We start from the raw sequence: 13,185 nt of genomic DNA on the forward strand, positions 1-13,185 counted from the left end.
TGCCGCGCAGGTCGAGGTCGATCGAGCGGCCCGTCGCATCGTCGAAGATCAGGATCGCGCCGGGCATCGCATCGCCGGCAGCCTGCCGGACCGCGAGCGCGACCGTCGCGAGCGGGCCCGACGCGAGCCGCCGGTGGCCGTCGAAAGCCGTGCAGGAAGGAAGGAGTGTGGTGTTGGTCATCGTGGTCGCCCGCGGGCTGGAATCGGAATGTCGCTATTTTTATCCGGGTATAAATTGGATGTCAATAACATCCGGGTAAAATATGGCAGTGACATCAACACGGCCCTCGGTCGATCGATTCAAATCGTGAATCGATCAAGTCAGCAATTGGCATGAAAGCGCAATTTTCGACATGACAGAATGACCCGGACGCCCTGCCCTCGGGCAGCGGCGTCCGGCCTCCGGCCGGCATCACCCACACGAATGGCGCGCACCGATGCGCCTGCCGCACGACGGCACCTTCCGCCCTTCGGAGGAGACAAGTCATGAATCCGCTTCACGCGCTGCCGGCGTCCGCGTCGGCAACGGCTCAGCGCACACGCGTGCGCTGGCTGGTGCTGGCCGTCCTGTTCGCGGTCACGACGATCAACTACGCGGATCGCGCGGCTATCGCGATCGCGGGCCCGAGCCTCGCCCGCTCACTGCACCTGAGCCACGTGCAGATCGGCTTCATCTTCTCCGCGTTCGGCTGGTCGTACGTGGTCGCGCAACTGCCGGGCGGCTGGCTGCTCGACCGCTACGGGTCGCGCATCGTCTATGCGTTCAGCATCTTCTTCTGGTCGCTGTTCACGCTGCTGCAGGGCTCGATCGGCTTCTTCGGCGGCGCGGCCGCGTTCGCGCTGCTGTTCGGGCTGCGCTTCCTGGTGGGCGCGGCCGAGGCGCCGTCGTTCCCGGCCAATAGCCGGATCGTGTCCGCGTGGTTCCCGGCCGCCGAACGCGGCACCGCGTCGGCGATCTTCAACGCCGCGCAGTACGCGGCGACCGTCGTGTTCGCGCCGCTGATGGGCTGGCTCGTGCACGCGTTCGGCTGGCAGTCGGTGTTCGCGGTGATGGGCGTGCTCGGCTTCGCGTTCGTGCTGGTGTGGAACCGCACGATGTACGACCCGAAGGACCACCCGAACATCAACCGCGCGGAACTCGACTACCTCGCCGAAGGCGGTGCGCTCGTCAACATCGACCAGGCGACCGGCGGACGCGACGGCGGCCCGTCGATGCGCCACGTGAAGGCGCTGCTGAAGAGCCGGATGCTGATCGGCGTGTACGTCGCGCAGTACTGCATCAACGCGCTCACCTACTTCTTCATCACGTGGTTTCCCGTCTATCTCGTGCAGGCGCGCGGGATGTCGATCCTCAACGCGGGGCTCGTCGCGTCGATCCCGGCCGTGTGCGGGTTCCTCGGCGGGATTCTCGGCGGCGTCGTGTCCGACGGGCTGCTCAAACAGGGCCGCTCGCTGTCGGTCGCGCGCAAGGTGCCGATCGTGATCGGCATGCTGCTGTCGATGTCGATGATCGTCTGCAACTACACCGATTCGCACGTGCTCGTCGTGCTGTTCATGGCGCTGTCGTTCTTCGGCAAGGGGCTCGGCGCACTTGGCTGGGCCGTCAACGCCGACACCGCGCCGCGCCAGATCGCGGGCTTGAGCGGCGCGCTGCTCAACACGTGCGGCAACCTCTCCAGCATCACGACGCCGATCGCGATCGGCTACATCGTCGACCGCAGCGGCTCGTTCAACGGCGCGCTCGTCTATGTCGTCGCGCACGCGCTCGTCGCCGTGATCTGCTACCTGTTCGTCGTCGGCGACATCCGCCGCGTCGAGCTTCAATGAACGGCACGGGCCGCGCCGGCGCAGCCGGCGGCCCGCGCACCACCGGAACCAGGAGCGAACCGATGTCCGAATCCCGCCGTGCCGGCACCCCGCGCGTCACGCGCATGCAGGTGATTCCCGTCGCCGGCCGCGACAGCATGCTGCTCAATCTGTGCGGCGCGCACGCGCCGTATTTCACGCGTAACCTCGTGATCCTCGACGACAGCAGCGGACACACGGGCGTCGGCGAAGTGCCGGGCGGCGAAGGCATCCGCCACGCGCTCGAGCGCATGACGGATCTCGTGGTCGGCCAGTCGATCGGACGCTACCAGGCGACGCTCAACGCGGTGCGCGCGGCGCTGTCCGGCGCGGGCCCGGGTGCGGGCCGCACGATCCGGCACGAGGTGACGTCGGCCGGCGAGGCGGCCGTGCTGCGCCAGCCGCACGAGATCAACCTGCGGCTCGACAACGTGATCACCGCGATCGAGGCGGCGCTGCTCGACCTGCTCGGCCAGCATCTCGATGTGCCGGTGGCAGCCCTGCTCGGCGAAGGCCAGCAGCGCGACGCGGTGCCGATGCTCGCTTATCTGTTCTATATCGGCGATCGCGGCCGCACCGACCTGCCGTATCGCGACGAAGCGCAAGCGCGCACCCCTTGGTTCCGGCTGCGCAACGAGGAGGCGCTCACGCCGGCCGCGATCGCGCGGCAGGCCGAAGCCGCGGTCGATCGCTACGGCTTCGCCGATTTCAAGCTGAAGGGCGGCGTGATGGCCGGCGCCGACGAGATGGAGGCGATCGCCGCGATCAAGGCGCGCTTCCCCGACGCCCGCGCGACGCTCGACCCGAACGGCGCGTGGTCGCTCGACGAGGCCGTCGCGCTGTGCCGCGGGCAAGGCCACCTGCTCGCGTATGCGGAGGATCCGTGCGGGCCGGAAGGCGGCTATTCGGGCCGCGAGGTAATGGCCGAATTCCGCCGCGCGACGGGGATCCCGACCGCGACCAACATGATCGCGACCGACTGGCGGCAGATGGATCATGCGGTACGGCTGCAGGCGGTCGACATCCCGCTCGCCGATCCGCATTTCTGGACGATGCAGGGGTCGGTGCGGCTCGCGCAGCTGTGCCGCGACTGGGGGCTCACGTGGGGCTCGCACTCGAACAACCACTTCGACGTGTCGCTCGCGATGTTCACGCATGCGGCAGCAGCCGCGCCCGGCACGATCACCGCGATCGATACTCACTGGATCTGGCAGGAAGGCGATGCACGGCTCACGCGCGAGCCTCTGAAGATCGTCGGCGGCCAGGTGGCCGTGCCGGAGCGGCCGGGGCTCGGGATCGAGCTCGACATGGCGCAGGTCGAGGCCGCGCACGCGCTGTACAAGGAGGTCGGTGGTACGGCGCGCGACGATGCGGTCGCGATGCGCTATCTCGTGCCGGGGTGGACGTACGATCCGAAGCGGCCGAGTTTCGGGCGGGGGTGAGGGTGGCGGCGGGTGGCGGCGGGTGGTTGCCAAACACCGGAAACGCCCGCATCCTGCTGGCTGCCTGAACCTGCCCGCGTGGCGACCGGTTCGGGCGGCCCGTCCACCCGAAAAAGAACCGCCCGTCATGACGTCTTCCGATCCGACACCGAGACAGATCATCGTCTTCGTCCTGTATTCGGTGCTGGGCCTGCCCGCGAGCATGACCGCCGCCGGTTACGGTGCGACTCTGATGACGCGGAACGTATCGAACTTCGAAGGCGGCGCCGGCTACGCGGCGCTCTGGTGGATCATCCTGCTGACCTGCGCGTTCTACGCGCTGTCGTTCGTCATCTTCGCGCTGCTGCGGAAGAGAACAGTGATTCTCGCGGTAATTACGGTGGGGTTTGCCGCACTGTCGGTGCCGACGTTCAGGCTCGCGCACGAACTGCTGACTTGACCGGCCACCGGTCGACCCATCCCGCCACGTCGAGTGCGGCGCCTGGACCCGGCCTGTCATCGCGGACCCACAAAAACAAAAAGGCCCGATCTCGCTGGGACAGGGAGCAAATCCTTGCGAGCAGTAGGACGCGTCTCTTTGCACTCCAACCGCTGAAATCAAAAGCATCTGAAAAACGGACACCGAACAGACGGAAGCTATTCTCTGCACTTTGTCCTAGCTGCTCTGATTTCGCTGCACTTTGTGCACGTGGCGCGACGGCTACCACGGTCGGCGCGTCAGAACCACTGCATACGAATTCACCTCAACGCCATTGCCGCAACACCCTCACGCCGACTCGCGCCCCTCCCGGAACGCCAGCGCGTCGGCGAGCACTTGCGTCGAGATCGGGGAGGTGGTCTGGTACAGGAGACTTTCGAGGCAGTGGTTCGGATCAGCAAAATCATCCATGCAATGAGGACGCCGCACACTCAGGTACGCCACACACTGGATACTGTGTGAGATCCGTCACACAAGCAGGGCTTGTTTGCGCGGATATTTATACCTCGGTCTGCCCCCAAATATCCGTTTCGTGCTTAATCACGCCGAATTTTTTTTCAATTCCTAATAATCGTCTGAGGTTTTCACCGTAAAATCGCGCGGGAAGTAAAAACAAACCACTGAGAGGCGGTATGGGCACGCGTGACATAATCGGGGCAATTACCGGCGGATTATCGCAGCAGGACCGTCTTCTAAAACTGGACACGCCGGCAGGTCAGAATGTCCTGCTGCCCCACCGCGTAACCGGACGTTCACGGATCGGTCGCGATTATCTCTTCCTGCTCGACTGCGTCTCCACGTCCAGCGATGTTCAGCTCAAAACGCTGATTTCCCAGGCCGTGACCCTCTGGATTCAGCAGGCCGATGGTTCCTATTGCGCACATCACGGCTATGTGCACACGGCCCGTCGGCTTGGAGCGGACGGTGGCCTTACAAGCTATCAGCTCGGTTTTTCCTCGTGGATGCACTTCCTGAGGTTCCGTCGCGACCAGCGGCACTGGCAGGACAAGACCGCGGACGAAATCATTGCAGACGTATTCAATGAACATCCGCAGGCGAAGGGCATGTACCGCTTTGCGCTCTCGAAGCCGTTGCCGGCACGTTCCTATTGCCGGCAAGACGAGGCCGACTGGAACTTCGTGCACCGGCTCTTGGAGTCGGAAGGTCTATACGGTGTCTGGCAGCAGGCCACCGATGGCAAATCGCATACGCTGGTGATCACCGATCGCCTCGACACGCTCGAACCGTTGTCGCCGGCCACCGTTGAGTTCTATCGTGCGGGCATACACAGCGAGGCCGATGCACTGACCCAATGGGCAGGGACCCGGACGCTGCAATCCGTGTTGTTGTCGACGCGCACCTTCGACTACAAAAATCCTTCGACGCCCTTCAATCCGAAAGCGACGTCGGTGCCGACGATGGCCAACCAGGGTGCGTTACCCGCGCAAGCGGAAGTCTATGAATACACCGGTGGCTATACGTATCCGGAACAGGATCGGGGCGACCATCTGTCGAAGATCCGCATGGAGGAGTGGGAGTCGCAGGCCAAACGCTTTCACGGCATCGGCGGTCTACGTGCCATCGATGCGGGTCGGCGCTTCACGCTGACCGGACATCCGGAGCACGATCATGACACCGCGAACCAGAACGAATTCGCGAGCATCGAGGTGGAGTGGACCATCGAGAACAACCTACCGCTCTCCGGGCATGAAACGAATTTTCCCCACAGCCTGAGTCATGCGCTGGCGCAGGCTCGTGCCGACGACCCCGACCAGACGTTCGGCGTGAGCCACGCTGACGGATCGACGGGGTTTTACCGGATCGCCATCGAGGCGCAGCGCACGACAGTTCCCTACCGCAGCCCGTTCGAACATCGCAAGCCCGAAGCGAAGCTGGAATCAGCGATCGTGGCAGGCCCCAAAGGCCAGGAATGCTATACCGATGAACTGAACCGGGTGAAGGTGCTGTTCATCTGGGATCGGCTCAACGAAGGTGACGACCGCGCGTCGTGCTGGGTGCGCATCGCGCAGTCCGACACCGGCGAGGGCTATGGCAGTGTCCACATGCCGCGCGCGGGTGAGGAACTGCTGATCGGCCATATCGGCAACGACATCGACCGCCCGATTGCGCTTCACCGCGTGTACAACGGCACGGCAAAGCCGCAGTGGCATTCGAACGGCCTGATGTCTGGCTATCAGTCACGGGAGTATGGCGGCGGCGGTGGCTACAACCAACAGGTCATGGACGACTCGACCGGCCAGCCGCGGATGCGCGTGATGAGCAGCCACGGCATGAGCGGCCTGCATCTCGGTTACCAGATCGTCCAGAACGGCAATACCCGGGGCGCCTATGTGGGTAGCGGTTTTACGCTGCGTACCGATAACGCCGGCGCGATTCACGCAGGCGAGGGACTGTACTTCAGCACCCACTCCACCAGCGTCGATGGCCAGCCACTTGATACCAGCCAGCCACGCGAGATCCTGGCACGCGCCGATCTGCTGGTCGAGTCGCTGTCCTCTGCCAGCGCGACGGCCAGGGGCGAGGACCTGAAGCCGGGACGTGAAGCCCTCGCCGCGTTCGCGAAGGCGACCCAGCACAACAAGGCGGGGGTGTCCAATGGCGGCAGCACCGCCGGCGGCGGGACCGGCAATGCAAACGCCTTTGCCAAGCCCGTCATGCTCGGATCGAGTCAGGAAAGCATGGGCTTGACCACACGCGCGTCGGCGCAGCTGGTGGCCGACGAACACCTGAATTTGGTGAGCGGCAAGGACACGTACTGGGCGGTCGGTAAATCGCTGGTGGCGGGCGTTGCGGAGAAAATCAGCATCTTCGTCCAGCGCGCCGGCATGAAGCTGATCGCAGGAAAAGGTGCGGTCGATATCCAGGCACTCAGCGACCAGCTGCGCCTGCTTTCCGAACTCGGCCTCACGCTCAAGAGCAACAACGGCAGCATCGTGATCGACGCAAAGACCGAACTGATGCTCAAGTGCGGTGGCTCGTATATCCGGATTACCGCCGAAGGCATCGAGGACGGCACCCGCGGTGCGCGTACCGTCAAGTCGGCGTCGTTCAGCCGGCAGGGACCCAGTTCGGTGGCCGAGCACATGAATAGCCTTCCGAAGCCGGCGTTCAATGACAAGTACATCTTGCGCGACCGCATCACGGGCGATCCGCTCAAGAACCATCCGTACGAGATCGTTCGCGGCGATGGCACGCGCCTGAGCGGCGTCACCGACGAACTGGGCCATACGACCGAGCAGAAGAACAACGATATCGAAACCGTGATGATCCGTGCGCTGCGACCGGGCGCCAGCAAAGCCTAGGCGGCACACACAACCTCTACCTGCGAACATCCATGAGCGAAAATCAGCCTGACAGTCCCGGTACCCCGGGTCAAGGTTCCGGCGACGACGAGGCCGAACACGAAGTTGTCCGTCTTTCATCGCATACCGATGAAGGGGGCGACTCGTATGCCCATGCCACCCTGACGCCGGCCGACGATACACGCGCCAAGGAGACGTTGCACGATCTGCGCCCCATCATCCCGGTGATCTTCATCCCCGGCGTCATGGGCTCGCCCATCGTCACCAAGGACACCGGCGACGAGGCCTTCTTTGCGCCGAACATGGACACGGTCGGTGCGATGCTCGGCGGATTCTTGTCGGTTCTCTTCGGGTGGTTTCAAAGCGCATCATCGCGCGAGATCCGTTTCGATCCTCTCAAGGTGTCGGTGACGCCGCTCGGACCGATCAACGTGGGCGATGGCAAGACGATCACCGAAAAGGAGGCGCAGCGGCGCGGCTGGGGTTCGGTCTACCGAACCAGTTACCAGCCCGTGCTGCTGTGGCTTGAGCAACAATTGAACAACCCCATGCTGTGCGGCGAGTTGAAAGGTGCCTGGTGCGAGCCCGATCCAAAGGGCAAGACGTGGACGCTGCATCCGGTGCTGGACACCGCGCCGACGCAATACGGGGCGTACGGAAAAGGCGAGGCGATCACCGCGGAGTCCCCGGAGTTCAGGCGGTTCGTCAAGTTCCGCTACCGTGTCTACGCAATCGGCTACAACTGGCTGCAGTCGAACGACGATTCGGGGCGCGATGTGGTCAATGGTATCGATTGTCCCGATCCGCAGACCAAGGGGAAGACACGGCTCATGGGCATTACCGAGATCTGCAAGGAGAACGACACGGGCAAGGCCATCATCGTGACGCATTCGATGGGTGGTCTGGTGGCTCGCTTTGCCGTGTTAAACCATGGCGCGGAAGACTCGATCCACGGGGTATTTCACGGCGCACAGCCTGCCACCGGGGCGCCGCTGGCAGCCAAGCGTTACAAGACAGGTGGCGGCCCCGAAGGCGGCATGAACGGATTTATCAACGGCAGCCTGCTCGGACGCGATGCGGACGAATTCATCGCAGTGATGGCAAACGCACCGGGGCCGATGGAGCTGACACCGATGCCGGACTATAACAACGGCACGGCATGGTGGATTTTCGCTCGACCTGACGGAACGGTGCTCATGCAGTTTCCGAAGAACGGCGACGCCTACAACGAGCTTTATCTCAACGCAGATTGGTACGGTTTGCTGCCGAAGGAAAGCCAGCTTGATCCGGCCAATCTGGTGACAGCGCGACTGGGCGGGAATGGGAAGGGTGCCAATGTCCTGGTCAACCATTACAAGGCCACCTTAAAGAAGGTGGTTCTCCGGCAGAGCCAGTTGACGAATAATTACCATGGCAACACGTATGTCGCATACGGCAATGGGGGATTGGACACGCGATTTCCCGCTTCCGGCACGACGACCGAGGCCACCGAAAAGGACAAGCCCACCGTCGAGCAAGGCGAGCTGACGAAGAACTTGCTGGCGTGGGGCAACGCCATCTGGACCGGCGACGTACCGGCGGATGTGCAGGAATCCGAGCTCCGCGCCGCCGAGCTGCTGGACGATTCGGGCAAGGGCCAACTCCGCGTGCGGCTGAAAGAGCGAAACCTGAGTGTCACGTTCACGATGCAGAAGACCAACAAGATCCCCGACATAAGCGCTACGACCGACTGGGATCGCGTGGCGAGCAAGACCGGCATCATTCGCGGTGACGGCACTGTGCCGGCATGGTCGGCGGACGCGCAGGCGCGTGGCCTGAAGCCGGATGTGCCGGGTGATCCGGCCAACGGCGTGCAAATGGCGTTCGTGCAGGCAGGGTATGAGCACATGAAGAGTTACGCGCATCCCTGGACGCGCTGGGCGCTCCTATACAGTGTGGTGCAAATCGTAAAAGACATTGATGTGCCAGGAGAGGCATGATGGCGCGTTTCGTTCGCACACTCCTTTTGCTGGCGGGTCTGTGTGCCTGCTCTCTTGCGTTTTCCGTGGAATCGACGATGAACAATCCTCTGCTGTCCAAAGTACGTCCGTGGTGCATCGGTCGCCTCGTGTTCGACCGGCCCGTTTCGAGCGAGATCTCGAATGAGAGTTACGAGTATCGCGGAGATAAACTCATCACGACGCACAACGTGCCGGTGGAGACCTACGACGCCAAGGTCGCAGCGCGCGAGACGGAACTGCGCACCAAGCAACGCATGAATCCAGTCAATCTGAAGGAGAAGACCGGGCATGCGTGGCTGGAAAAAGCGTTTTCTCCAGTGGCGCATTCGCGGGTTTTCGTCTTCAACGATGCTGTGGCGAAGGCGGCAACATTGCCGTTCGATACTGAGGGCTATCTGTTCGCAAATCGCACGCTCGTCCATACGACAGGCATGATCGGCGCGGATGTGCTGGACCGGGCCGAAAACATCTATAACGACACCTTCCGCCGCCTCAAGGTGCGCGATAACTGGACCGTGCCGACGGAGCCGGGTTTCTGCTTCGATGGCGGCATCGTCACTGGCCCGTCGACCTACACGGAAGAGGTCAGCCAGTCGTTTGCGCTGATGCCGGGCCGGCCAGCGCTGTTGGTGATCAAGTTGCGCGACGCAGCAGATGGGGACAAATCCGAGCCGCTTACCAGCAGTCTACCCGAGTTGCGTGCGAAACTCGATCGCATGCCCGGCAGCTATCGTATCCTGCGACACGGCAAGCGAACGGTGGCCGGCATGGACGCCGAGGAAGTGCTATTTGCGCTGAAGGACGGCGACGTCACGGTGTATCGCTTCTACCTGCTCGCGCCGGGGAATCCCGCGACGGTGGCGCAGCCGCATACCTCGGTCGAACTGCTGCTGGGCGCACCCGCGCGTAGCGATCTGCCGCCGGACCGATCCACCTCGCCGGTCGACGAGGCGGGGGCGCTGCAGACGTGGGACACGCTGGTGAACAGCCTACGCGCGCGACCGGGCGCGGTCTGACCGGGGCCGAACGATGCGCCGTTACGATATTGTGAAAGGTGACCTGACGACGGTCGGCGGGATCGTGCAGGGCGGCGACGCGCACGATCTGCTCGGTGGCCGCGAGCAGGCGTACGAGACCGATCCGGTCTGGTGTCCCGTCTGCAAGACCATGGGACATATCCAGTGCGAAGGTCCGCGCGTCTCCACCACCGGCCCAGATGGCCGGCAGGCGGCGCTGAGCGATGATCTGTGTGTCTGCCTGTGTACGCCTCCGCCACACCTAGTGCCGTCGCAGCAGACGTCGTATGTGGATGTGTAGCGTCGGCGGCGAGTTGCCGATGTCGACAGCACATGTCGTTCTTTTCAGCTAGGGAGTCGTGTGATGGTCAGAAAATGGATGGGAATGGCGCTGCTGCTAGCGTGGACGTTGGCTCTCTCGGGTTGCCAGTCGTTCCGAGACTGCGTGCAGGCGCTGGGCGGCGGTTGCCACTGATGCAAGGTCTCGGCTCCGGCGGATAGGAGCCGCGCCTGCCCTCTCGAGGCACTTCTGATGCTTCCGGCGGCGATGTCCATGGCCAGCCCGCGCAACACTGCGGCCGGCACTGGCGATCTGCGCCAGTTCGAAATCCAGCCTGTATCCGCATGATGCCAGCCTTGCTCAGGCAAGCAGGGATGCATGGCCGAGGGTCGTTGACTTCGACCAACGGCCTCGATCACACCACCTATTAGTAACAGACATAGGTGCGAAAGGGACTTCGATCGATCGCGCAATTTCGACGACACAATCGCCTAAGCTCGATTCGTGCGCGGGCACTGCTAAGCTACGGATTGTCGTTCCCAAACAACAAAGCCGGCGCAAGGCCGGCTTTGTTGTTGAAACATAAGATCGCACTTTGTCAGAGAAGCATATCTTTGCGCTCGAGGCAAAATCAACTTTCCTGTCTCAGCGATCAGCCCTTCGAATTTCGTTGGTGGAGCGGAGGAGGATCGAACTCCCGACCTTCGCATTGCGAACGCGACGCTCTCCCAGCTGAGCTACCGCCCCAACAGTCAACCATCATACACACGCGTTTCCGCGCTTGGCAATAGGGGTTGAGTCACCCCGAAACGTTACTTTGACGGCGCGCCAGCCAGCACCCATTCGACCACCGAACGCGCGTCGGCGTCGCTCATGCGCGGGTGCGCGGGCATCGGAATCGCGCCCCAGACACCCGAGCCGCCCTCCTTCACCTTCTTCGACAGCTTTGCCACGGCCTGCGGATCGGTCTTGTAACGGGCGGCGATATCCTTGAACGACGGGCCGACGAGCTTGCGGTCGACCGCGTGGCAGCCCATGCACGCGTTGCCGCGCGCGACCTTCAGGCCGTCGCCGACATCCGCGTGTGCAGCGCCCAGCGTGCCAACCACGAGCGCCGCGGCCGCAGCACTCTGCACCATCCACTGTTTCATCTGCTTCATCTGCATGCTCTTCATTGCGACGGGGCCTTCGCGTTGCCCGGGTGCACGCTCGACGAATTCGAGATCGGCGCGGGCGGCTGCAGCGGCGTGGACTGCACCGACGCGTCGGGCACGGCGCCCACCGTCGCGGTATCCGCCGGCGCGGCGGCAGCCTGCGTGCCGGATGCGCCGCTCGCGGACGATGCATTCTGCAGCGCCTGCGCGTCCTGCGGCTTCACGTACTGGAACACCTTCACGACCTTCTCGACGCCCGGCACCTGGCTGGCGGCTTCCGCACCGCGATTGCCCTCGTCGACGGTCACGAGCCCCATCAGGTAAAGGTTGCCGCGCTCGCTGACGACCTTGTAGTAGTTCGACGAGATGCCCTTCGTCGCGATCAGCTCGGACTTCACGCGCCCTTCGAGGTACGAGTCGTTCGCGCGCGACGACAGCGACGAAGCCGGCTCGACCGACAACTCGTTGACGATGCCGTTCACGTTGTTGATGGCGCGCACGATTTCTTCGGCGCGCTGTTTCGATGCGTCGTTCGGCACTTCGCCCGTCAGCAGCACGCGGCGGTTGAACACCGTCACGTTCACGTGCGACTGGTCGGGCAGCCCGCTGTTGATCTGCGAGAGCGATTTGACCTGGATCTCGCGATCCTCCGTCTGCGCGCCGAGCGTACGGCGATCGGTCGCGATCAGCGCGCCGCCACCGGCCGCTGCGCCCACGACCCCGAGCACACAACCTTGCAGCGACACGGCGAGGCCCGCCATCAGCGCGGCGAGCAGCGTGGTTCTGACGAGCGTCTGTTTGACGCGGCTTTGATTCATCGACGGCTCTCCTTCGTTCAATCCTCACCCAGCAGCATCGCGTCGATGCCGTCGCACAGGCAGTGGATGGTCAGCAGATGGACTTCGTGGATGCGCGCCGCACGAACGGCAGGCACGCTGATCGGAATATCGGTATCGGACAGCGCGGCGGCGACCGCATGGCCGTCGCCCCCCGTCAGCGCAACGACGGTCATCTCGCGCTCGTGCGCTTCGTCGATTGCCGCCAGCACGCGCGGCGACGCGCCGGCCGGATCGAGTACCAGCAGGATGTCGCCGGTCTGGCCGAGCACGCGCACCTGCTGCGCGAACAGTTGATCGGCGGACACCGCGCCCGCGAGGCCGCCCTGCGACGCGTCGGTCGCCAGCGCAATTGCGGGCAGGCCCGGACGCTCGCGCTCGAAGCCGCCGACGAGCGACACGGCGAGGTAGTGCGCGGCGGCGGCCGACGGGCCGTCACCGCAGGCGACGATCTTGTTGCCGTTCGCCAGCGCGGCGAACATCGCGTCGACCGCGGCTGCGATCGGCAGCGACAGCGCGTCGGCCGCTTCGGCGTGAAGCGCGGCGCTGTCGCGGAAATGTTGCTGAATACGTTCGACTGACATCGATTCCTGGTGAACTGGGCGCGTGGCACGCATCGCGCGACATCGTGGGTGCGGCGAGTTTACCGTACTCCGGCACCCTCTCCGGGGGTCCGACAAGAACTCTTTACATCTCGTCACAGCTCGCGGTTACGCATCGTCGGCACGAAATGCGTCGCGCAGCCACACGAGCCGCCCGGCCTCGAACGCGACGACGTCGAAGCGGCACGCGGCACCGGCGCCGTACCGCG

Annotated in this window: 12 protein-coding genes, 1 tRNA gene and 1 pseudogene; 7 read left to right on the plus strand and 7 right to left on the minus strand. The window is 63.9% G+C overall.

Going from position 1 to position 13,185, the window contains the following annotated elements; all coding sequences use genetic code 11:
• A partial coding sequence (locus tag G3O06_RS42335; RefSeq protein ID WP_205819624.1) for a DUF2239 family protein occupies nt 1-181 on the minus strand: 181 nt, incomplete at its 3' end.
• Nucleotides 182-486: 305 nt separating this feature from the next.
• On the opposite strand from G3O06_RS42335, the gene G3O06_RS42340 reads away from it, so the two are divergent.
• The 3 genes from G3O06_RS42340 to G3O06_RS42350 all read left to right on the plus strand — a co-directional run bounded on the left by G3O06_RS42340 (nt 487) and on the right by G3O06_RS42350 (nt 3,726).
• Nucleotides 487-1,827 carry an MFS transporter gene (locus G3O06_RS42340; RefSeq protein WP_205819625.1) on the plus strand — a complete coding sequence of 447 codons (1,341 nt, stop codon included), beginning with the start codon at nt 487-489 and terminating at the stop codon, nt 1,825-1,827.
• A gap of 62 nt (nt 1,828-1,889) precedes the next feature.
• The gene (locus G3O06_RS42345) at nt 1,890-3,287 is read left to right on the plus strand and encodes an enolase C-terminal domain-like protein (protein WP_205819626.1); all 1,398 of its coding nucleotides are present in this window, start codon (nt 1,890-1,892) and stop codon (nt 3,285-3,287) included.
• A 127-nt stretch (nt 3,288-3,414) separates the two neighbouring features.
• The gene (locus tag G3O06_RS42350) at nt 3,415-3,726 is read left to right on the plus strand and encodes a hypothetical protein (protein WP_205819627.1); all 312 of its coding nucleotides are present in this window, start codon (nt 3,415-3,417) and stop codon (nt 3,724-3,726) included.
• A gap of 327 nt (nt 3,727-4,053) precedes the next feature.
• On the opposite strand, the gene G3O06_RS49850 is transcribed toward G3O06_RS42350, so the two are convergent.
• Nucleotides 4,054-4,176 (minus strand): hypothetical protein, encoded by a 123-nt coding sequence (locus G3O06_RS49850; RefSeq protein WP_277403790.1) that lies wholly within the window; start codon nt 4,174-4,176, stop codon nt 4,054-4,056.
• A gap of 221 nt (nt 4,177-4,397) precedes the next feature.
• Here G3O06_RS49850 and G3O06_RS42355 point away from each other — a divergent pair, with 221 nt between their 5' ends.
• The 4 genes from G3O06_RS42355 (at nt 4,398) to G3O06_RS42370 (ending at nt 10,405) form a co-directional block, all read left to right on the plus strand.
• Nucleotides 4,398-7,088, plus strand: coding sequence for a type VI secretion system Vgr family protein (locus G3O06_RS42355; protein ID WP_205819628.1), 2,691 nt, complete (start codon nt 4,398-4,400; stop codon nt 7,086-7,088).
• 32 nt (nt 7,089-7,120) lie between these two features.
• Nucleotides 7,121-9,067: an alpha/beta hydrolase gene (locus G3O06_RS42360; RefSeq protein WP_205819629.1), complete on the plus strand. Its 1,947-nt coding sequence runs from the start codon at nt 7,121-7,123 to the stop codon at nt 9,065-9,067.
• A 77-nt stretch (nt 9,068-9,144) separates the two neighbouring features.
• Nucleotides 9,145-10,104 (plus strand): T6SS immunity protein Tli4 family protein, encoded by a 960-nt coding sequence (locus G3O06_RS42365; protein ID WP_205819630.1) that lies wholly within the window; start codon nt 9,145-9,147, stop codon nt 10,102-10,104.
• A gap of 13 nt (nt 10,105-10,117) precedes the next feature.
• Entirely contained in the window at nt 10,118-10,405 is a 288-nt protein-coding gene (locus tag G3O06_RS42370; RefSeq protein WP_174985939.1) for a PAAR domain-containing protein, read from the plus strand.
• A 650-nt stretch (nt 10,406-11,055) separates the two neighbouring features.
• On the opposite strand, the gene G3O06_RS42375 is transcribed toward G3O06_RS42370, so the two are convergent.
• The 5 genes and pseudogenes from G3O06_RS42375 to G3O06_RS42395 all read right to left on the minus strand — a co-directional run.
• Nucleotides 11,056-11,131, minus strand: a tRNA-Ala gene (locus tag G3O06_RS42375).
• Between the two features lie 65 nt (nt 11,132-11,196).
• Entirely contained in the window at nt 11,197-11,559 is a 363-nt protein-coding gene (locus G3O06_RS42380; RefSeq protein WP_205819631.1) for a c-type cytochrome, read from the minus strand.
• Complete coding sequence (locus G3O06_RS42385) at nt 11,556-12,356, minus strand: BON domain-containing protein (RefSeq protein ID WP_174973744.1); 801 nt, start codon at nt 12,354-12,356, stop codon at nt 11,556-11,558. The genes G3O06_RS42380 and G3O06_RS42385 overlap by 4 nt, the downstream gene beginning before the upstream one ends.
• A gap of 17 nt (nt 12,357-12,373) precedes the next feature.
• Nucleotides 12,374-12,958 (minus strand): SIS domain-containing protein, encoded by a 585-nt coding sequence (locus G3O06_RS42390; RefSeq protein WP_069246887.1) that lies wholly within the window; start codon nt 12,956-12,958, stop codon nt 12,374-12,376.
• Between the two features lie 126 nt (nt 12,959-13,084).
• A pseudogene (locus G3O06_RS42395) lies at nt 13,085-13,185 on the minus strand (YraN family protein); the annotation flags it as partial.

It is taken from the genome of Burkholderia sp. Ac-20345 (assembly GCF_017104825.1).
Classification (GTDB): domain Bacteria; phylum Pseudomonadota; class Gammaproteobacteria; order Burkholderiales; family Burkholderiaceae; genus Burkholderia; species Burkholderia lata_B.

Bases quoted from the DNA above. Each gene is read 5' to 3' on its own strand.
- G3O06_RS42350 (WP_205819627.1), top strand. From the start codon at position 3,415: ATGACGTCTTCCGATCCGACACCGAGACAGATCATCGTCTTCGTCCTG.
- G3O06_RS42390 (WP_069246887.1), bottom strand. From the start codon at position 12,958: ATGTCAGTCGAACGTATTCAGCAACATTTCCGCGACAGCGCCGCGCTT.
- G3O06_RS42385 (WP_174973744.1), bottom strand. From the start codon at position 12,356: ATGAATCAAAGCCGCGTCAAACAGACGCTCGTCAGAACCACGCTGCTC.
- G3O06_RS42355 (WP_205819628.1), top strand. From the start codon at position 4,398: ATGGGCACGCGTGACATAATCGGGGCAATTACCGGCGGATTATCGCAG.
- G3O06_RS42365 (WP_205819630.1), top strand. From the start codon at position 9,145: ATGAACAATCCTCTGCTGTCCAAAGTACGTCCGTGGTGCATCGGTCGC.
- G3O06_RS42380 (WP_205819631.1), bottom strand. From the start codon at position 11,559: ATGAAGAGCATGCAGATGAAGCAGATGAAACAGTGGATGGTGCAGAGT.
- G3O06_RS42345 (WP_205819626.1), top strand. From the start codon at position 1,890: ATGTCCGAATCCCGCCGTGCCGGCACCCCGCGCGTCACGCGCATGCAG.
- G3O06_RS42370 (WP_174985939.1), top strand. From the start codon at position 10,118: ATGCGCCGTTACGATATTGTGAAAGGTGACCTGACGACGGTCGGCGGG.
- G3O06_RS49850 (WP_277403790.1), bottom strand. From the start codon at position 4,176: ATGGATGATTTTGCTGATCCGAACCACTGCCTCGAAAGTCTCCTGTAC.
- G3O06_RS42340 (WP_205819625.1), top strand. From the start codon at position 487: ATGAATCCGCTTCACGCGCTGCCGGCGTCCGCGTCGGCAACGGCTCAG.
- G3O06_RS42360 (WP_205819629.1), top strand. From the start codon at position 7,121: ATGAGCGAAAATCAGCCTGACAGTCCCGGTACCCCGGGTCAAGGTTCC.